Origin of the sequence: Rathayibacter sp. AY1B7, from assembly GCF_002932735.1 — a bacterium.
In the GTDB taxonomy this organism is placed as follows: domain Bacteria; phylum Actinomycetota; class Actinomycetes; order Actinomycetales; family Microbacteriaceae; genus Rathayibacter.
Window position 1 is genome coordinate 173,712 of record NZ_PSWK01000003.1, and the last position, 18,518, is coordinate 192,229.

Sequence of the window (18,518 nt, forward strand, 5' to 3'; positions counted from 1 at the left end):
GATTTGACCGGCCCATCCCCGTGTGCTTCTCTGACGGCATGGTCACAGCCCCGCAAGACGAGCGCGCCGCCGCTCCCGCCGGTGAACCCCTCGTCGTCCTCTCCGGGGTGCAGAAGCACTACGGCGACTTCCAGGCTCTGAAGGACATCGATCTGACGGTGCACCGGGGCGAGGTCGTCGTGGTCCTCGGCCCCTCCGGGTCCGGCAAGTCGACGCTCTGCCGCACGGTCAACCGGCTCGAGACGATCTCGGGCGGCACCATCACCATCGACGGGCAGAAGCTCCCGGAGGAGGGCAAGGGCCTCGCCGCGCTCCGCGCCGACGTCGGGATGGTCTTCCAGTCGTTCAACCTGTTCGCGCACAAGACGATCCTCGAGAACGTCACCCTCGGCCCGATCAAGGTCCGCGGGCTCTCCCGCAAGGACGCGGAGGCCCAGGCCACGGCGCTGCTCGACCGGGTCGGCGTCGGCCACCAGGCCGCCAAGACGCCGGCCCAGCTCTCCGGCGGGCAGCAGCAGCGCGTCGCGATCGCGCGGGCGCTGGCGATGAAGCCCAAGGTGATGCTGTTCGACGAGCCGACCTCGGCGCTCGACCCCGAGATGATCAACGAGGTCCTGGACGTGATGGTCGGGCTCGCCAAGGACGGGATGACGATGATCGTCGTGACCCACGAGATGGGCTTCGCCCGGAAGGCCGCCGACCGCGTCGTGTTCATGGCCGACGGCGAGATCCTCGAGGACACCGACCCGGAGTCGTTCTTCACCGCGCCCCGCACCGACCGGGCCAAGGACTTCCTCTCCAAGCTCATCACGCACTAGAAGCGCGATCAGCAGCCACCAGGCAGGTCGGACCCGTGACCCGGGAGCCGACCCGACATCGCCCGCTCCGGCGGGCCGAACCCCAGGAAGGACGATCATGCGCACCAGGCTCATGTTCATGACCGCGGGACTCGCAGCAGCGACCCTCGCCCTCGCAGGCTGCTCCGGCGACTCCGGAACCGCCGGCGGCGGCGCCGGTGGAGGCTCGGAGGGAGGGGCCTCCGCGTACGAGGTCGCCTCCGACGTCACTCTCGAGGGCAGCCCGACCTTCGACGCGATGACCGCGGACGGCAAGGTCGTCATCGGCGTCAAGGAGGACCAGCCCGGGCTGGGCTACCTCGACGCGGCGACCGGCGAGCGCTCCGGCTTCGACATCGAGATCGCGAAGTGGACCGCGGCCTCGCTCGGCTTCGCGGCCGACGCCATCGAGTTCAAGGCGATCCCGTCGGCCAACCGCGAGGCGTCGATCGTGAACGGCGACATCGACTACTACGTCGGCACCTACTCGATCACCGACAAGCGCAAGGAGCAGGTCGGCTTCGCCGGACCCTACTTCGAGACCGGCCAGCAGCTGCTCGTCGCGGCCGACAACGACACGATCACCGGACCGGACGACCTCACCGCCGACACCACCGTGTGCTCGGCCACCGGCTCCACCCCGATCCAGAACATCCGCACCAACTACCCCGAGGTGAAGACCGAGGAGTTCGACACGTACTCGCAGTGCGTGGACGCGCTCGCCGACGGCACCGTCGACGCCGTCACCACCGACGGCGCGATCCTGATCGGCTACGCCGCTCAGCGGCCCGACGAGCTCAAGGTCGTCGGAGAGCCCTTCAGCACCGAGCTGTACGGCATCGGCCTGCCCAAGGACGACGACGCCCTGCGCCACTTCGTCAACGGCATGCTGACCGACGGCAGCGAGACCTGGAGCGCCATCTACGACGAGACGCTCGGCCAGTCCGGCACGACCGTCACCCAGCCGGCGGTGAACGACTACTAGGAGGCGCCCCGGGCGGCCCGACCGCCGCCCGGGGGTCCCCTCTCCTCGACCACCACCACCGCTCCGACAGAAGGGCCAGCCGCATGGATGTCCTGTTGAACAACCTCGACGTCTACGTCCCGGCCTTCGGCAACACCCTGATCCTCTTCAGCGTCTCGCTCGTGTTCGCCCTGCTGATCGGCACGGTGGTCGGCGCGATGCGCGTCTCGCCCGTCCCGATCGCCCGCGCGGTCGGCACGGTGTACGTGAACACCATCCGGAACACCCCGCTCACGCTGGTGATGTTCTTCTTCGCCTTCGGCTACCCCAAGCTCGACCTGCCGCAGGTGGACTACACGAACCTGGCGATCTGCGCCCTCAGCCTCTACACCGCGACCTACGTCGCGGAGGTGCTGCGGTCGGGCATCAACACCGTGCCGATCGGCCAGGCCGAGGCGGCCCGCGCGATCGGCCTCGACTTCGGCCTCACGATGACGCAGGTCGTCCTGCCCCAGGCCTTCCGCTCCGTGATCCCGCCGCTCATGAGCGTCCTGATCGCGCTGCTGAAGAACACCACCGTCGCCGCCGGCTTCTCGGTCGCGGAGGCGGGCACCATCGTCCGCGTCCTCAACGAGCGCGGCGAGAACAGCCTCATCGTCGTCCTCTGGGTGGCCCTGGTCTTCGTGGTCCTGGTCACCCTGCTCTCGCTCGTCCAACGTCAGCTCGAGAAGAAGTGGAGGGTCGCCCGATGAGCTCCGTCCTCTTCGACAACCCCGGCCCCCGGGCCGTCGTGCGCAACCGCGTCATCGGCGTCGTCGTCGTCCTGCTGATCGCGGCGTTCCTCGGCTTCGTGGTCTGGCGCTTCGCGGAGTCCGGCCAGTTCGACGCCTCCAAGTGGCGCGCGTTCGGCTACCCGCTGGTCTGGCAGAGCATCGGCGGCGCCCTCGGCCGCACGCTCGCGGCCTTCGCCACGGCGGGCGTCGCCAGCCTCGTCCTCGGCCTCCTCCTGGCGATCGGCCGGCTCTCGGACCGGCGCTGGATCAACGTCCCCGTCACGCTCTTCATCGAGCTGTTCCGGGCGATCCCCGTCCTGATCCTGATGATGCTGATGTACTACGGCCTGCCGTTCGCTGGCCTCAAGCTCAGCCCCTACCTCGCCGTCGTCATCGCCCTGACCCTCTACAACGGCTCCGTCTTCTCCGAGATCTTCCGCGCCGGCATCGAAGCCCTCCCGCGAGGACAGAAGGAGGCGGGCTACGCGATCGGCCTGCGCAAGTCCGGCGTGATGCGGCTCATCCTGTTCCCCCAGGCGATCCGCTCGATGCTGCCCGTGATCATCGCCCAGCTCGTCGTCGCCCTCAAGGACACGGCGCTCGGCTCGATCATCACCTACAACGAGCTGCTGTACTACGCGCGCTACCTGGGCAACCAGTCGAGCCTCGACAGCCCGATCATCCCGGCGGCGATCGTCATCGGAGCGATCTACATCGGCATCTGCCTCCTCCTCTCGGGGCTGGCGAAGTGGATCGAGATCCGCACGAAGAGCGGCGGACGCGGCGGCCGCACCATCGGCGGCCACCCCGCAGCCCGCGCGCAGACGGACACGCAGCTGATCGCTGTGCAGGATTGAACTGTGAGGATCGCCCGAGGGCGATCCTCACCGCGGTCGGCTTCCTGACGGGGTCGGGTTCCGCAGAGCGTCCTGCGTCCGGCTAGGAGGAATCGCTCGCACGCGATTCCTCCGTTCGCCTCGAGGGTCCGGCGATCGCTCAGCGCATCGAGCGGTGGTGCTCCGCTCCGGCGTCGTCGACGCGGAGGCGGTGGTGATCGGGGAGTCGCGATCGGTCCGGGCGTCTTCCCGTCCGGCGGCGCCCAGCTTCCTGCCGGTCGAGCAGCCTCCGACCCCGGCGTAGCGAGAACCCGCCCCTGCTGGTCGAGCAGCGCCGGTGGCGGGGCTTCGAGGGCCGTCGGCGCAGATGGGGGCCTGGCCGCGGGCGAGCGCGACGAGCACCGCGCGCGGGCGGCGGGAGGGGGCGGAGGCCCTCGCCTACACTGGGGGATCGTGTCAGACAGCAACCCGATCACCGACGAGGCCGTCTCCGCGGCGGTCGCCGACGCCCTCGCCGCCATCGGCGCGGCGGGCGACTCCACCGCTCTGAAGTCCGCCCAAGCCGCCCACCTCGGCGAGGGGTCCGCCCTCGCCCGCCTCAACGCGCGGATGCGCTCCGTCCCGCCCGAGCACAAGGCGGCGTCCGGCAAGCTCGTCGGCGGTGCCCGCAAGCAGGTGGGCGACGCCTACGCCGCCCGCGAGGCCGAGCTCGTCGAGGCGGAGGACGCGGCCGCGCTCGAGGCCGAGCGCGTGGACGTCACCGCCGGCGCCAGCTTCGTGCGCCGCGGCGCCCGCCACCCCCTCTCGCTCCTCCAGGAGTCGATCGCCGACGTGTTCGTCGGGATGGGCTGGGAGATCGCGGAGGGGCCGGAGCTCGAGAACGAGTGGTTCAACTTCGACGCCCTGAACTTCGACGAGGACCACCCGGCCCGCGCCATGCAGGACACCTTCTTCGTCGACCCCGTCGACTCGCACCTGGTGCTGCGCACGCACACCTCGCCGGTGCAGATCCGCTCGATGCTCGAGCGCCCGCTGCCGCTGTACGTGATCGCTCCGGGCCGGGTGTACCGCACCGACGAGCTCGACGCGACGCACACGCCCGTGTTCACGCAGTTCGAGGGTCTCGCCGTCGACCGCGGCCTGACCATGGCGCACCTGCGGGGCACCCTCGAGCACGTCGCGCGGATCCTCTTCGGCGACGACGCGCGCATCCGCCTGCGCCCGAACTACTTCCCCTTCACCGAGCCCAGCGCCGAGCTGGACGTCTGGCACCCGACCTTCGTCGGCGGTGCCCGCTGGATCGAGTGGGGCGGCTGCGGCATGGTGAATCCGAACGTGCTGCGCGCGGCCGGGATCGACCCGGAGGAGTACTCCGGGTTCGCCTTCGGCATGGGGATCGAGCGGACCCTGATGTTCCGCAACGACGTGAAGGACATGCGCGACATGGTCGAGGGCGACGTCCGCTTCAGCGAGCAGTACGGGATGGTGATCTGATGCGCATCCCGCTGAGCTGGCTGGGGGAGTACGTCGACCTCGAGCAGGACGTCACGACGGAGTCCGTGCACGCGGCCCTGGTGTCGGTCGGCCTGGAGGAGGAGGACGTCCACCGCTTCGAGGTGACCGGCCCCGTCGTCGTCGGCGAGGTGCTCGACCTCGCTCCGGAGCCGCAGAAGAACGGCAAGACCATCAACTGGTGCCACGTCCGCGTGGCCCCGGAGGGCGGGCGTGCCGCCGACGGCGGAGAGGACGTCCGCGGCATCGTCTGCGGAGCCCACAACTTCGCGGCCGGCGACAAGGTCGTCGTGTCACTGCCGGGCGCGGTCCTGCCCGGGCCGTTCCCGATCTCCGCGCGGAAGACCTACGGGCACGTGTCCGACGGGATGATCGCCTCGAGCCGCGAGCTCGGCCTCGGGGACGACCACGACGGCATCCTCCGCCTCGCCTCGCTCGGGCTCGACCCGGAGCCGGGCACGGACGCCGTCGCGCTCCTCGGTCTCGACGACGCCGCGGTCGAGGTCAACGTGACGCCCGACCGCGGCTACGCCTTCTCGATCCGCGGCATCGCCCGCGAGTACGCCCACGCCACCGGAGCCGCCTTCCGCGACCCCGCTCGGGCGCTCCCTCCGCACGAGCGCACGGAGACGGCCCCCGTCTTCCCCGTGTCCGTGGCCGACGAGGCGCCGATCCGCGGCCGTGTCGGCGCCTCCGTGTTCGTCACGCGCGTCGTCCGGGGCGTCGACGTCTCACGACCGACGCCGCCGTGGATGCTCGCGCGACTGCGACTGGCCGGCGTCCGCTCGATCTCGCTCGTCGTGGACATCACCAACTACGTGATGTTCGAGCTGGGCCAGCCGCTGCACGGCTACGACCTGGCGACCCTGCAGGGCGGCATCGTGGTGCGCCGCGCCGCACCGGGGGAGACCCTCGAGACGCTCGACGGCCAGACCCGGCGCCTGCACGCGGAGGACCTCGTCATCGCCGACGACGGCGGGGCGATCGGCCTCGCCGGAGTGATGGGGGGCGCGCGCACCGAGATCTCGGACGCCACGTCCGACGTCCTGCTCGAGGCGGCGAACTTCGACCCGGTCTCGATCGCCCGGACGGCTCGCCGGCACAAGCTGCCGAGCGAGGCGTCGCGGCGCTTCGAGCGCGGCGTCGACCCCGAGGTGGCCTCGGTCGCCGCGGCCCGCGCGGTGCAGCTGCTGGTGGAGCTCGCCGGCGGCACGGCGGACGAGCTCGGCTCGGTCCTGGCCGACCCGCGCACGGCGGAGCCGGTCGAGCTGCCGGACGGCTACGTCGCAGGCCTCATCGGCGTGGAGTACACCCCGGAGGAGATCCGCGGCGCGCTCGTCGAGATCGGCGCCTCCGTCGAGACCGGCGGAGCGGGCCTGCTGGTGACTCCGCCGAGCTGGCGCCCCGACCTCGTCGACCGCGCCTCGCTCGCGGAGGAGGTCGCCCGCATCACCGGGTACGACCGCATCCCGGCGATCCTGCCCGTCGCGCCTCCCGGCCGCGGGCTGACCCCGGGCCAGCGGCTGCGCCGCACCCTCGCCCAGGCGCTCGCCGCCGCGGGTCTGACCGAGGTGCTCTCGTACCCGTTCCTCTCGCGCTCGATCAACGACCGGCTCGGCTCGGTCGACGGGGAGCCGCAGGAGCAGATCACGCTCGCCAACCCGCTCGACGCGACCGCGGGCCAGCTGCGGATCTCTCTGCTGCCGGGTCTCGTGCAGGTCGCGGCCCGCAACCGCTCGCGCGGCCTGACGGATCTCGCGGTCTACGAGCTCGGCTCCGTCTTCCTCCCGGTTGCCGGCCGCCCGTTCGGCTCGGGGGCGCTCCCTGCGGGCGGGACGCGTCCGTCCGCGGAGGTCGAGGTCGAGCTGAACGCGGGCATCCCGCCGCAGCCGCGGCACCTCGCGGCGCTGCTCACGGGTGCCGCCGTCGTGCGCCAGCCCGGTGTCGCCGGGCGTGACATCGACTGGCGCGACGCCCTCGACGTGGTCCGCGAGGTCGCCGCGGCGACCGGCACCGAGCTCGTGCTGCGCCAGGGGGCCCACGCCGCGCTGCACCCGGGCCGCACCGCCGAGGTCGTGCTCGACGGCGCGGTCATCGGGCACGCGGGGGAGCTGCTCCCGGCGCTCGCCGAGGAGCTCGACCTCCCGCGCCGCGTCGCCGTGGTCGAGCTCGACCTCGAGCCGCTGCTCGCGCGGGCCGGGAGGGTCGTCGTGGCCCGTCCGGTGGGCGCGCTGCCCGCCGCGACCCAGGACCTCTCGCTCGTCGTGCCGGTCGGCACCGCGGCAGCCGACGTGCGCGCCGCCGTCGCCGAGGGGGCGGGCGAGCTGCTCGAGGCGATCCGCCTGGTCGACGACTACCGCGGCACCGGGCTTGCCGAGGGGACGAAGTCGCTGACGTTCGCGCTGCGTTTCCGCGCGCCGGACCGCACGCTCACCGCGGCCGAGGCGACGGCCGCGAAGGAGAACGGCGTGGCCGTGGCGGCGGAGCGCTTCGGCGCCCGACTCCGCGAGTGAGGCCGGGGGTCCCGTCCGGCTCGGCCGGGCGGGGCCCCGCACCCGCACCGGCTAGGCTCTCGGGCATGACTTTCTCCGTGGCGGTGGCCGGTGCGAGCGGCTACGCGGGCGGCGAGCTGCTGCGACTGCTCGCCGACCACCCCGAGTTCGAGGTGCGCACGGTGACGGCGCACGCCAACGCGGGTCAGCCCCTCATCGCCGTGCACCCGCACCTCCGCTCGCTCCGCGACCTCGTCCTCGTCGACACGACGACCGGGAACCTCACTGGGCACGACGTCGTCTTCCTCGCCCTCCCGCACGGGAAGTCGGGCGAGATCACCGCGACCCTCCCCGAGGACGTCCTCGTCGTCGACTGCGGCGCCGACCACCGCTTGACCGACCCGCAGGACTGGGCCGACTTCTACGGGGGCGACTTCGCCGGGGCCTGGCCCTACGGGCTCCCGGAGCTGCTGATCGGCGGCGGCGGACGCAAGCAGCGCGAGGCGCTCGCCGGAGTGCGGCGCATCGCCGTCCCCGGCTGCAACGTCACGGCGATAACGCTCGGCCTGGCCCCCGGCCTGCACGCCGGAGTGATCGAGTCGTCGGACCTCGTCGCGGTCCTCGCCGTCGGACCCTCGGGTGCGGGCAAGAGCCTGCGGACCGACCTCCTCGCCAGCGAGCTCCTCGGCTCCGCGCACGCCTACGGCCTCGGCGGAGCGCACCGTCACAATCCCGAGATCCGGCAGAACCTCCTGCTCGCCGGAGCCGGACCCGTCTCGATCTCGTTCACGCCGGTCCTCGTGCCGATGTCCCGGGGCATCCTGGCGACCTCGACCGCGCGCCTCGCTCCCGGCGTCTCGGCGCAGGACGTGCGCGCCGCGTGGGAGACCGCCTACGGCGAGGAGACCTTCGTCCAGCTGCTCCCGGAGGGCTCCTTCCCCCGGACGGCCGACGTGGTGGGGGCGAACACCGCTCTGATCGGACTCGCCGTGGACGAGCGGGCCCGCCGCGTCGTGGTCGTCTCGGCCATCGACAACCTCGTCAAGGGCACCGCGGGCGCGGCCGTCCAGTCCACCAACATCGCCTTGGGACTCCCGGAGTCCCTCGGCCTGAGCGTGAACGGAGTCGCGCCGTGAGCGTCACCGCAGCAGCAGGGTTCCGGGCGGCGGGAGTCGTCGCCGGGCTGAAGTCGACGGGTGCGCGCGACGTCGCGCTCGTGCACAACCTCGGCCCGCTGCAGAGCGCCGCCGCGGTCTTCACGAGCAACCGCTGCAAGGCGAACCCCGTCCTCTGGAGCGAGCAGGTGATGAGCGACGGCGTGGTCTCGGCGATCGTCCTCAACTCCGGCGGCGCCAACTGCTACACGGGTGCTCAGGGCTTCCAGGTCACCCACCGCACCGCGGAGCTCGTGGGCGAGAGCCTCGAGGTGTCCGCCGGCGACGTGCTGGTGTGCTCCACCGGGCTGATCGGCGACCAGCTCGACCTCGCGAAGCTCGCCACCGGCGTGACCGGCGCCTCCGCCGAGCTCGCCGGGGGACCCGTGGCGGGCGAGGCGGCCGCCCGCGCGATCATGACCACCGACACGGTCCCGAAGCAGGCGGTTATCCGCTCCGAGCAGGGCTGGAGCATCGGCGGCATGGCCAAGGGCGCCGGGATGCTCGCGCCGGGTCTGGCGACGATGCTGGTCGTGATCACGACCGACGCGGCCCTCGAGTCCGCCGCTCTCGACACCGCCCTGCGTGCCGCGACCCGCGTCACCTTCGACCGCCTCGACTCGGACGGCTGCATGTCGACGAACGACACCGTCGCACTGCTCGCGAGCGGCGCCAGCGGTGTCGAGGCCGACGCCGACGAGTTCACCGAGGCCCTGACCGCGGTCTGCCGCGACCTCACCCTGCAGCTGCAGGCCGACGCGGAGGGCGCCGCCCACGACGTCGCGATCCGCGTGCTGAACGCCGCGACCGAGGACGAGGCCGTGGTCGTCGCCCGCGCCGTCTCCCGCAGCAACCTGTTCAAGGCCGCGATCTTCGGCAAGGACCCCAACTGGGGCCGCGTCCTCGCCGCCGTGGGCACGACCGATGCGCAGTTCGACCCGTACGGCATCGACGTCGCGATGAACGGGGTGCAGGTCTGCCTCGCGGGCGAGCCGCACAAGAGCCGCGACCTCGTCGACCTCGCCCCTCGGCAGGTCGCCGTCGACATCGACCTGCACGCCGGCGACGCGACGGCCACGATCTGGACAAACGACCTCACGCACGACTACGTGCACGAGAACTCCGCGTACTCGAGCTGAGGCGGCCATGAGCGACGACACCACCCTCTCGGCCGAGAGCCGCGCTGAGCGCGACGCCGCACCCGGGAAGGCCGCGACGCTCATCGAGTCGCTGCCCTGGCTGCAGAGCTTCCACGGGCGCACGATGGTGATCAAGTTCGGCGGCAACGCGATGGTGTCGGAGGAGCTGCAGCGCTCCTTCGCCCAGGACATGGTCTACCTGCGCTACGCCGGGATCCGCCCCGTGGTCGTCCACGGCGGCGGGCCACAGATCTCGCGGATGCTCGACCGGCTCGGGATCGAGAGCGAGTTCCGGGGCGGCTACCGGGTCACGAGCCCCGAGGCGATGGAGGTGGTGCGGATGGTGCTCACCGGCAGCATCAGCCGCGACATCGTCCGCCGGATCAACGAGCACGGCCCCCTCGCCGCCGGCATCTCCGGTGAGGACGCGGGCCTCTTCGTCGGCCGCCGCCGCGGTGTCGTGATCGACGGCGAGGAGCACGACCTCGGACTCGTCGGAGACGTGATCGCCGTGGATCCCGCCGCCGTCCTCGCTCAGCTCGAGGCCGGCCGGATCCCGGTCGTGTCCTCGATCGCCCCCGACTCGGACGACCCCACGCAGTCGCTGAACGTCAACGCCGACGCCGCCGCCGCCGCGCTGGCCGTCGCGCTCGGCGCCGAGAAGCTCGTCGTCCTCACCGACGTGGCCGGCCTCTACTCCGACTGGCCCGACCGCGAGTCGCTCGTCTCGCACATCCGCTCGGACGACCTCGCGGCTCTGCTGCCCTCGCTCGAATCGGGCATGATCCCCAAGATGACCGCCTGCCTCGACGCCGTGCGCGGGGGAGTGCCCAAGGCCGCCATCATCGACGGCCGCATCCCGCACTCGATCCTGCTCGAGGTGTTCACCTCGGAGGGCATCGGCACCGAGGTCGTCGCCTCGCTCGACCCCCGCGACCGGGAGCGAATGTCGGGCCGCTGATCCTCAGCGGCCCCGGCTCCGAGCGCCCGTCCCGTCCGGGACGCGCGCACCGTCGGCCCTCGCGGCCGGACCGCTCCGATCGAAAGGCCACCATGTCCATCCCCACGACCGCGTCCCGCACCGTCTCGGCGCGCGACCGCTACTCCGCCGCGATGATGCAGACCTTCGCGCCGCCGCTCGCCGTGCTCGAGCGCGGCGAGGGCTGCCGGGTCTGGGACGTCGACGGGCGGGAGTACCTCGACTTCCTCGGCGGCATCGCCGTCAACTCGCTCGGCCATGCGCATCCCGTGTTCGTCGAGGCCGTGACGCGCCAGGCCGGTGCGCTCGCCCACGTCTCCAACTACTTCGCGACCGCCCCGCAGATCGAGCTCGCCGAGACCCTGCGCCGCCTCACCGGGGCCGGGGAGACGGGCCGCGTCTACTTCGCCAACTCGGGCACCGAGGCCAACGAGGCGGCCTTCAAGCTGGCGCGGCTGAACGCGGCCGGCGGCCGGCACCGCGTCGTGGCGCTGCAGAACGCGTTCCACGGGCGGACGATGGGCGCGCTCGCTCTGACCGGCAAGGCGGCCATGCGCGCGCCGTTCGAGCCGATGCCGGGAGGGGTCGAGCACCTCGAGGCGAGCATCGAGGCCCTCGAGGCGGCTCTCGACGAGTCCGTCGTCGCGCTGATCGTCGAGCCCATCCAGGGGGAGGCGGGCGTCATCCCGCTGCCGGCCGGCTACCTCGAGCGCGCGCGGGAGCTCACCCGCGAGCACGGCGCGCTGCTCATCGTCGACGAGATCCAGACCGGGGTCGGGCGGACCGGACGCTGGTTCGCCTACCAGGAGGCGGGGATCCTGCCCGACGCCGTCACCCTGGCCAAGGGGCTCGGCGGAGGCTTCCCCGTCGGAGCGCTGGTGACCTTCGGCGAGGCGTCCGACCTCCTGCAGAAGGGCCACCACGGCAGCACCTTCGGCGGCAATCCGCTCGCGACCGCCGTGGCCGGAGCCGTGCTCGCCGAGATCGAGCGCGCCGACCTTCTCGGCAACGCGCGGGAGCGCGGGGCGCAGATCGTCGACGCGCTGACCGCTCTCGACTCGCCCCTGATCGGAGGGGTCCGCGGCGCGGGCCTCCTCCTGGGCATCGCCCTGACCCGGCCGGTCGCCGCCGAGCTCGCCGCCGCCTGCCTCGACGCCGGCCTGATCGTGAACGCGGCGAACGACTCGAGCATCCGGCTCGCGCCTCCGCTCGTGGTGACCGCCGCCGACGTCGCCGAGTTCGCCGAGCGCTTCGGCCGCGCACTGCAGACCCTCTGACCCCGTACCTCCACCGAAAGCGACCAGCACCGTGACCCGCCACTTCCTCCGCGACGACGACATCACTCCCGCCGAGCAGGCCGAGATCCTCGACCTCGCCCTCGAGCTCAAGCGCGACCGCTTCTCCCGGAAGCCCCTCGCCGGGCCGCAGACCGTCGCCGTGATCTTCGACAAGTCCTCCACGCGCACCCGTGTCTCCTTCGCGGTCGGCATCGCCGATCTCGGCGGGAGCCCCCTGATCATCTCGACCGCGAGCAGCCAGCTCGGCGGCAAGGAGACCGCCTCCGACACGGCGCGGGTCCTGGAGCGCCAGGTCGCCGCCATCGTGTGGCGCACCTACGCGCAGTCGGGCCTGGAGGAGATGGCGCGCAGCACGCGCGTGCCGGTCGTCAACGCGCTGTCGGACGAGTTCCACCCGTGCCAGCTCCTCGCCGACCTGCTGACCATCCGCGAGCACCGCGGTCGCCTCGCCGGACTCACGCTCACGTTCTTCGGCGACGGAGCGAGCAACATGGCGCACTCGTACCTCCTGGCGGGGGCCACGGCCGGCATGCACGTCCGCATCGTCTCCCCGGAGTCGTACTCGCCGGACGCGGCGGTCCTGGCCGATGCGCAGCGCATCGCCGCGACCACCGGCGGATCGGCGATCACCACGACCGACCCCGACGAGGGCGCGGCCGGCTCCGACATCGTGATCACGGACACGTGGGTGTCGATGGGCAAGGAGGACGAGAAGGCGGCGCGCGTCGCGACCTTCGGCGCCTACCGGGTCGACGCCGCCACGATGGCCGCTGCCGCTCCCGACGTGCTGTTCCTGCACTGCCTGCCCGCGGACCGCGGCTACGAGGTGACCGCCGACGTGATCGACGGCCCGCAGAGCGTGATCTGGGACGAGGCGGAGAACCGCCTGCACGCGCAGAAGGCCCTGCTCGTGTGGCTCCTGGAGCGCGCCGGCACCGCCGACGCCGCTCAGTAGACTCGACAGCCGAACCCGAGGAGAACCATGACGGAACGACCCTCCGCCCGCGCGGGCGAGGCCGGAGCCCTCTGGGGCGGCCGCTTCGCCGGCGGCCCCTCGCCCGAGCTCGCCGCGCTCTCGAGGTCGACCCACTTCGACTGGCAGCTCGCCCCCTACGACCTCGCCGGCTCCCGCGCCCACGCCCGGGCGCTCGCCGGAGCGGGCTACCTCGACGACGCCGAGCTCACCGCGATGCTCGCGGCGCTCGACCGGCTCGAGGCTGCCGTCGCCGATGGGAGCTTCGCCGCCGACGAATCTGACGAGGACGTGCACGGCGCCCTGGAGCGCGGCCTGATGCTCGAAGCCGGTCCCGAGCTCGGCGGCAAGCTCCGCGCGGGGCGCTCGCGCAACGACCAGATCGCCACCTTCGTCCGGATGTACCTCCGCGACCACGCGGCGCTCGTCTCGGAGCTGGTGGTGCAGCTCATCGACGCCCTCGCCGCGCAGGCGTCGGCGCACCCGACGGCGATCATGCCCGGGCGCACACACCTCCAGCACGCTCAGCCCGTGCTCCTCGCGCACCATCTGCTCGCCCACGGCTGGGCGCTGCTGCGCGATCTGGAGCGCCTGCGGGACTGGGCCGTCCGGGCGGACGTCTCGCCCTACGGCTCGGGCGCCCTCGCCGGCTCGACCCTCGGCCTGGACGCCGAGGCCGTCGCCCGCGATCTCGGCTTCGCGTCGAGCGTGCCGAACTCGATCGACGGGACGGCCAGCCGCGACCTCGTTGCCGAGTTCGCCTTCGTCACCGCCATGATCGGGATCGACGTCTCGCGCATCGCGGAGGAGGTCATCCTCTGGAACACGCGGGAGTTCGCCTTCGTCACGCTCGACGACGGCTACTCGACCGGGTCCTCGATCATGCCGCAGAAGAAGAACCCCGACATCGCCGAGCTCGCCCGGGGGAAGTCCGGCCGCTTGATCGGCAACCTCACCGGGCTGCTCGCGACCCTCAAGGCGCTGCCGCTCGCCTACAACCGCGACCTGCAGGAGGACAAGGAGCCGGTCTTCGACTCGGTGACGACCCTCGAGGTGCTGCTGCCCGCGTTCAGCGGCATGATCGCGACCCTCACCTTCCACACCGACCGGATGGCGGAGCTCGCGCCCCAGGGCTTCTCCCTCGCGACCGACGTGGCCGAGTGGCTCGTGAAGAAGCACGTGCCCTTCCGGGACGCCCACGAGATCACCGGTGAGCTGGTCAAGCTGGCGGAGTCGCAGGGGAGGGGGCTCGAGGATCTCGACGCCGCCGCGCTCGCCTCGGTGTCGCCGCTGCTCACTCCAGACGTGCGGTCCGTCCTCAGCATCGAGGGATCGGTGGCGAGCCGGGACGGTGTCGGCGGCACGGCTCCCGACCGCGTCGCGGAGCAGCTCGCCCGGCTGACCGAGCGCGTCCGGGTCGTGCGCGGATCCCTCCGAGGGGAACGCCCGTGACTCTTCGAGGAGCGCCGGGCGACGACGGCCGTCCGCCGCTGCGCCCCTGGCAGCAGCGGACTCTGGTGCTCGTCGCCGCAGTCGTCATCGTCGCGGTGATCGTGATCACCCTCGTGTCGGGCCAGAGCTTCTTCTGAGCGCCGACCTCCCCGACCTCGCGCGCTCGGCCCTCGAGGTGGCACCGGAGCTGCTCGGCCGCGTCCTCCTGCACCGCACGCCGGAGGGCGTGGTCGGCGTCCGGCTGACCGAGGTCGAGGCGTACCTCGGAACCGGTGAGGATCCGGGCTCGCATGCGCACCGCGGACCGACACCCCGGACGGCTCCCATGTTCGGTCCGCCCGGGTCCGTGTACGCGTACTTCACCTACGGGATGCACACCTGCGTGAACATCGTCTGCTCCCCGGCGGGCACGGCGTCGGCGGTGCTGCTGCGCGCCGGCGAGGTCGTATCGGGGGAGGATCTCGCGATGATCCGGCGCGGACCCGTTCGCAGCCGGGATCTGGCCCGCGGACCCGCACGGCTGGCGAAGGCCCTCGGAGTCCGTCTCACCGAGTCGGGCGACCCGCTCGAGGCGGCGTTCGAGCTGCTGCCGGGGGAGAGGCCGTCCTCCGTGGCGGCGGGCCCGCGCACCGGAGTCTCGGGCCCGGGCGGCGGGGACGACTTCCCGTGGCGCTTCAGCATCCCGGGCGACCCCACCGTCTCGCCCTACCGGAGAGCAGTGCCCCGGCGGCGGCCCGGAGCTCAGCCCGCGAGGTAGAGCCGGGCGAGAACGCCGAGAGCCGCCGCCCAGGCGAGGCTCGCCAGCGTGCCGATGATGAACCGCTCGCGCGCCTCCGGGGAGGCGAGCTCGCTGAAGCGGCCGACGCCCTTGATCGCCACCACGACCGCGATCCCCTCGGGGAGACCGCTCATCAGTGCGCCGGCCGTCGCGATCCGCTCGAGGACCCCGATCGTCGTCCCCCCGCGCAGCACCTCGATCGGCTGGCCGATCGCCGAGGGCGCGCTCCCGGCGGCGGGGCGGGAGGTTCCGGCGACCATGATGCCGCCGTGGCTGCCGCTGCGGGAGTCGGCCGTCGCGAGCCGGAGGGTGAGCAGCACGACCGGCCCGCCGCCCGCGATCGCCAGCGCGAAGGCCAGCACCGCCACCAGGACGGAGTGGATCGGGGGCGCGGACGGTCCGGCGACCGCCGTGAGCAGGAAGGCGGCGGCCGCCGCCACGAGGGGGATCCAGGCGAGCTGCGGACGGCGAAGGCGCACGGCGAGCACCGCACCGGCGAGTCCGGCGAGCAGCACGAGCACCACGCCCGTCCACGAGGCGGACTGCAGCGCGGAGGCGAGGAGCAGGGCGGGGGATCCGGGGGGTGCCGTCATCGGGGTGTCCTCTCGTCGGTGGGGTCGAGCGTACGGTCGACCACTGTCAGCAGGCGCGCGAGCGCGTCACGGGCGGGAGCGTCGACTCGAGCACTCGCCGCGCGGACCCGGAGGCTGACCGCCTGCGGGCTGACGGCGAGGCGCTCGGCCGCATCCTTCTGGGAGAGGCCGCTCTCGAGCAGGTCGACGATCTGCCAGCCGGCCTCGGAGCGCGCGTCGCGCAGCAGGAGGAGCGGATCGATCAGCGACTGGACGTCCGCCGGTGCCGGCGCCGCCGTTCCCGGTGCGTCCGGATCGAGGGAGAAGCGCGTCGGCCGGCCCTTCGCCGCCTCGACCGCCCGGCGCGCCGCGAAGTACGCCTCCCCGGTCGCCGCTCTCGTGGTCGCGGGGAGTGGCCGGTCGACCGGGCCGATCCCGAGGCCGATGCTCCAGTGGCCGGTCCGGTGCAGCTCGAGCACGAGCGCGACGACGGCATCGGCCCGGTCGAGCACGCACTGGAACTCGTCGCCCGCCGTCCGCTCCGGGGGCAGGACGAACGACGCCCGACCGTCGGCGATCAGGCTCGCGATCGCCTGGTCCACGCGGTCGTGGTCGTGCCTGCTGTCGCGCTGATCCGCGGTGATGACGAACATCGGACCTCCTCGATCAAGTATCGGCACTTGATCGCCCGGGATCAAGCCTGTGCGCTTGACTCCCGGAGACCGGCTCCTTCCCGCCGCGGTAGCCTGGTCGGGTGATCGACCAGCACCTCCCCGGGTCCGCGACGAGCCCGCAGCTCGACCCCGCCTTCGACTCCGTGTGGGACGAGCTGGTCTGGCGAGGCTCGGTGCACGTGTCGACCGATGCGGGAGCGTTGCGCGAGCTGCTGTCGGGGGAGCCGATCACCTACTACTGCGGGTTCGACCCGACCGCGCCCAGCCTCCACCTCGGGAACCTGGTGCAGCTGATCGTCATGCGCCGGCTCCAGCTGGCCGGGCATCGGCCGCTCGGGCTCGTCGGCGGCTCGACCGGGCTGATCGGGGATCCGCGTCCGACGGCCGAGCGGACGCTGAAGTCGCGCGAGACGGTGACGGCGTGGGTCGAGCGCCTCCAGGCGCAGGTGTCCCGGTTCGTTCCCGCGGGCGGCGACAACGGGCTGCGTCTGGTCAACAACCTCGACTGGACCGCTCCGCTGTCGGCGATCGACTTCCTGCGGGAGATCGGGAAGCACTTCCGCGTGGGGACGATGCTCAAGAAGGACGCGGTCAGCGCCCGCCTCAACTCCGACGCGGGGATCAGCTACACCGAGTTCAGCTACCAGATCCTGCAGGGTCTCGACTACCTGGAGCTCTACCGGCAGTACGGGTGCGTCCTGCAGACCGGCGGCAGCGACCAGTGGGGCAACCTGACGAGCGGGACCGACCTGATCCACCGCACGGAGGGCGTGTCGGTCCACGCGATCGGCACACCCCTGGTGATGAACTCCGACGGCACCAAGTTCGGCAAGAGCGAGGGCAACGCCGTCTGGCTCGACTCCGAGCTCACGAGCCCGTACGCGTTCTACCAGTTCTGGGTCAACACGGACGACCGTGACGTCGCCGACCGCCTGCGGATCTTCACCTTCCTGCCGCGCACGGAGATCGAGCGCCTGGAGAAGGCCGCTGCCGACGAGCCGTTCCGCCGGGAGGCGCAGCGCGCGCTCGCCTGGGAGGTCACGTCGCTGGTGCACGGAGCGGAGGCGACGCGCTCGGTGATCGACGCCTCGGCCGCGCTCTTCGGCAAGGGCTCGCTCGAGGGAATCGACCCGGTCATCCTCCGCGGCGCGCTCGAGGCGGTGCCCTCGATGGAGGCGACCCCGGAGACGCCGGCGCTGCAGGCGTTCGTCGAGACCGGACTCGTCGCCAGCACGGGGGAGGCGCGGCGGGCTCTCGCCCAGGGCGGGCTCTCGGTGAACAACACCGCCCTCCCGTCCGAGACCGTCACGCTCGGCGAGCTCCCGTTGATCGACGGGATCGCCGTCCTCCGTCGCGGCAAGAAGAGCTTCGCCGGGGCCTTCGTCCGCTGACCGCGTGCCCGCTCTCCTCGAGCGGACGCGGACGATGACGGCGTCGGCGGTCTCATCAGCTCGGTGTCCGGTAGCCGGTAGCCGGTAGCCGGTAGCCGGATGTCCGGTGTCGGGTACCGAGTCGGACACTCAGCGACGCAGAGCCCTTGAATCGCGACACGCCCGGGACGCAGGCGATTTGCCGCTCGGCCGAGGCCCGACGTAATGTAACTCCTCGTCACCCCAAAGGAGCGGCAAGCGGGAGTCAGGCGCAGAGCGTCGAGACCAGCTGGCCCACCTCAAGCGGGGACCATCCCCTCGCTCCCAGGCCTGTTAGAGATTCGTCTCTTGAAGACTGCGGGATCGCGAGCGTAAGATGCAAAGCCTCCACGGGACACGGTCCCGGCTTCGTTGCAAGGCCTCACGGCCGAGCCCGGCGCAGCGGTGCGGTCCTCGATCGCGCAGCGAACACCACGAAGAAGCCGGACTTGACACGGCCTGCGGATGTGCTAAGTTAGTCGAGTTGCCACGGAGGCGATCGGGACTTCGGTTCTGACAAGCCTAACCGGTCTCGGCAAGTAAGACAAATCGAGTGGCTCACGCCCTCGTACAGCAAACTTCGATCACTTTCGTTGTGAAGCACCGTTCTGGTGTGGAGGCGGGATGTGTCCGATTCTTGAGAACTCAACAGCGTGCACTATGTTCAATGCCAATTT

At 72.0% G+C, this 18,518-nt stretch carries 17 protein-coding genes; 15 read left to right on the forward strand and 2 right to left on the reverse strand.

Translation table 11 applies throughout. The features are described from left to right. Positions 1–38 precede the first annotated feature (38 nt). The 14 genes from C5C95_RS03220 to C5C95_RS03280 all read left to right on the forward strand — a co-directional run bounded on the left by C5C95_RS03220 (position 39) and on the right by C5C95_RS03280 (position 15,165). Complete coding sequence (locus tag C5C95_RS03220; RefSeq protein WP_104224489.1) at positions 39–818, forward strand: amino acid ABC transporter ATP-binding protein; 780 nt, start codon at positions 39–41, stop codon at positions 816–818. Between the two features lie 97 nt (positions 819–915). Continuing rightward, positions 916–1,821 carry a glutamate ABC transporter substrate-binding protein gene (locus tag C5C95_RS03225; RefSeq protein ID WP_104323772.1) on the forward strand — a complete coding sequence of 302 codons (906 nt, stop codon included), beginning with the start codon at positions 916–918 and terminating at the stop codon, positions 1,819–1,821. Between the two features lie 83 nt (positions 1,822–1,904). Further along, on the forward strand, positions 1,905–2,552 hold the full coding sequence (locus C5C95_RS03230) for an amino acid ABC transporter permease (protein ID WP_104224491.1): 648 nt from the start codon (positions 1,905–1,907) through the stop codon (positions 2,550–2,552). Further along, positions 2,549–3,430: an amino acid ABC transporter permease gene (locus C5C95_RS03235; RefSeq protein ID WP_104224492.1), complete on the forward strand. Its 882-nt coding sequence runs from the start codon at positions 2,549–2,551 to the stop codon at positions 3,428–3,430. The genes C5C95_RS03230 and C5C95_RS03235 overlap by 4 nt, the downstream gene beginning before the upstream one ends. 432 nt (positions 3,431–3,862) lie before the next feature. Beyond that, positions 3,863–4,903: a phenylalanine--tRNA ligase subunit alpha gene (gene pheS / locus C5C95_RS03240; RefSeq protein ID WP_104323773.1), complete on the forward strand. Its 1,041-nt coding sequence runs from the start codon at positions 3,863–3,865 to the stop codon at positions 4,901–4,903. Then, positions 4,903–7,434: a phenylalanine--tRNA ligase subunit beta gene (pheT, locus tag C5C95_RS03245; protein WP_104323774.1), complete on the forward strand. Its 2,532-nt coding sequence runs from the start codon at positions 4,903–4,905 to the stop codon at positions 7,432–7,434. Before pheS ends, pheT begins: the two co-directional genes overlap by 1 nt. Positions 7,435–7,499: 65 nt before the next feature. Then, entirely contained in the window at positions 7,500–8,549 is a 1,050-nt protein-coding gene (gene argC / locus C5C95_RS03250) for an N-acetyl-gamma-glutamyl-phosphate reductase (RefSeq protein WP_104323775.1), read from the forward strand. Continuing rightward, complete coding sequence (gene argJ, locus C5C95_RS03255; RefSeq protein ID WP_104323776.1) at positions 8,546–9,706, forward strand: bifunctional glutamate N-acetyltransferase/amino-acid acetyltransferase ArgJ; 1,161 nt, start codon at positions 8,546–8,548, stop codon at positions 9,704–9,706. The genes argC and argJ overlap by 4 nt, the downstream gene beginning before the upstream one ends. A 7-nt stretch (positions 9,707–9,713) precedes the next feature. Further along, complete coding sequence (gene argB / locus C5C95_RS03260; protein ID WP_104224497.1) at positions 9,714–10,667, forward strand: acetylglutamate kinase; 954 nt, start codon at positions 9,714–9,716, stop codon at positions 10,665–10,667. A gap of 92 nt (positions 10,668–10,759) precedes the next feature. Then, a complete protein-coding gene (locus C5C95_RS03265; RefSeq protein ID WP_104323777.1) occupies positions 10,760–11,962 on the forward strand; it encodes an acetylornithine transaminase in 1,203 nt (400 codons plus the stop codon). Positions 11,963–11,993: 31 nt separating this feature from the next. Then, complete coding sequence (gene argF, locus C5C95_RS03270) at positions 11,994–12,938, forward strand: ornithine carbamoyltransferase (RefSeq protein WP_104323778.1); 945 nt, start codon at positions 11,994–11,996, stop codon at positions 12,936–12,938. Between the two features lie 27 nt (positions 12,939–12,965). After that, positions 12,966–14,408 (forward strand): argininosuccinate lyase, encoded by a 1,443-nt coding sequence (gene argH, locus C5C95_RS03275; RefSeq protein WP_104226320.1) that lies wholly within the window; start codon positions 12,966–12,968, stop codon positions 14,406–14,408. Next, positions 14,405–14,545: a hypothetical protein gene (locus C5C95_RS17300; protein WP_160034127.1), complete on the forward strand. Its 141-nt coding sequence runs from the start codon at positions 14,405–14,407 to the stop codon at positions 14,543–14,545. Before argH ends, C5C95_RS17300 begins: the two co-directional genes overlap by 4 nt. Further along, complete coding sequence (locus tag C5C95_RS03280; RefSeq protein ID WP_104226321.1) at positions 14,542–15,165, forward strand: DNA-3-methyladenine glycosylase; 624 nt, start codon at positions 14,542–14,544, stop codon at positions 15,163–15,165. Before C5C95_RS17300 ends, C5C95_RS03280 begins: the two co-directional genes overlap by 4 nt. On the opposite strand, the gene C5C95_RS03285 is transcribed toward C5C95_RS03280, so the two are convergent. Both C5C95_RS03285 and C5C95_RS03290 read right to left on the reverse strand, forming a co-directional pair. Next, complete coding sequence (locus C5C95_RS03285) at positions 15,150–15,779, reverse strand: hypothetical protein (RefSeq protein WP_258059401.1); 630 nt, start codon at positions 15,777–15,779, stop codon at positions 15,150–15,152. The genes C5C95_RS03280 and C5C95_RS03285 overlap by 16 nt on opposite strands. After that, positions 15,776–16,411, reverse strand: coding sequence for a DNA-binding protein (locus tag C5C95_RS03290; RefSeq protein WP_104315082.1), 636 nt, complete (start codon positions 16,409–16,411; stop codon positions 15,776–15,778). The genes C5C95_RS03285 and C5C95_RS03290 overlap by 4 nt, the downstream gene beginning before the upstream one ends. Before the next feature lie 101 nt (positions 16,412–16,512). Here C5C95_RS03290 and tyrS point away from each other — a divergent pair, with 101 nt between their 5' ends. Next, a complete protein-coding gene (gene tyrS, locus C5C95_RS03295; protein WP_104323779.1) occupies positions 16,513–17,823 on the forward strand; it encodes a tyrosine--tRNA ligase in 1,311 nt (436 codons plus the stop codon). Positions 17,824–18,518: the final 695 nt, after the last annotated feature.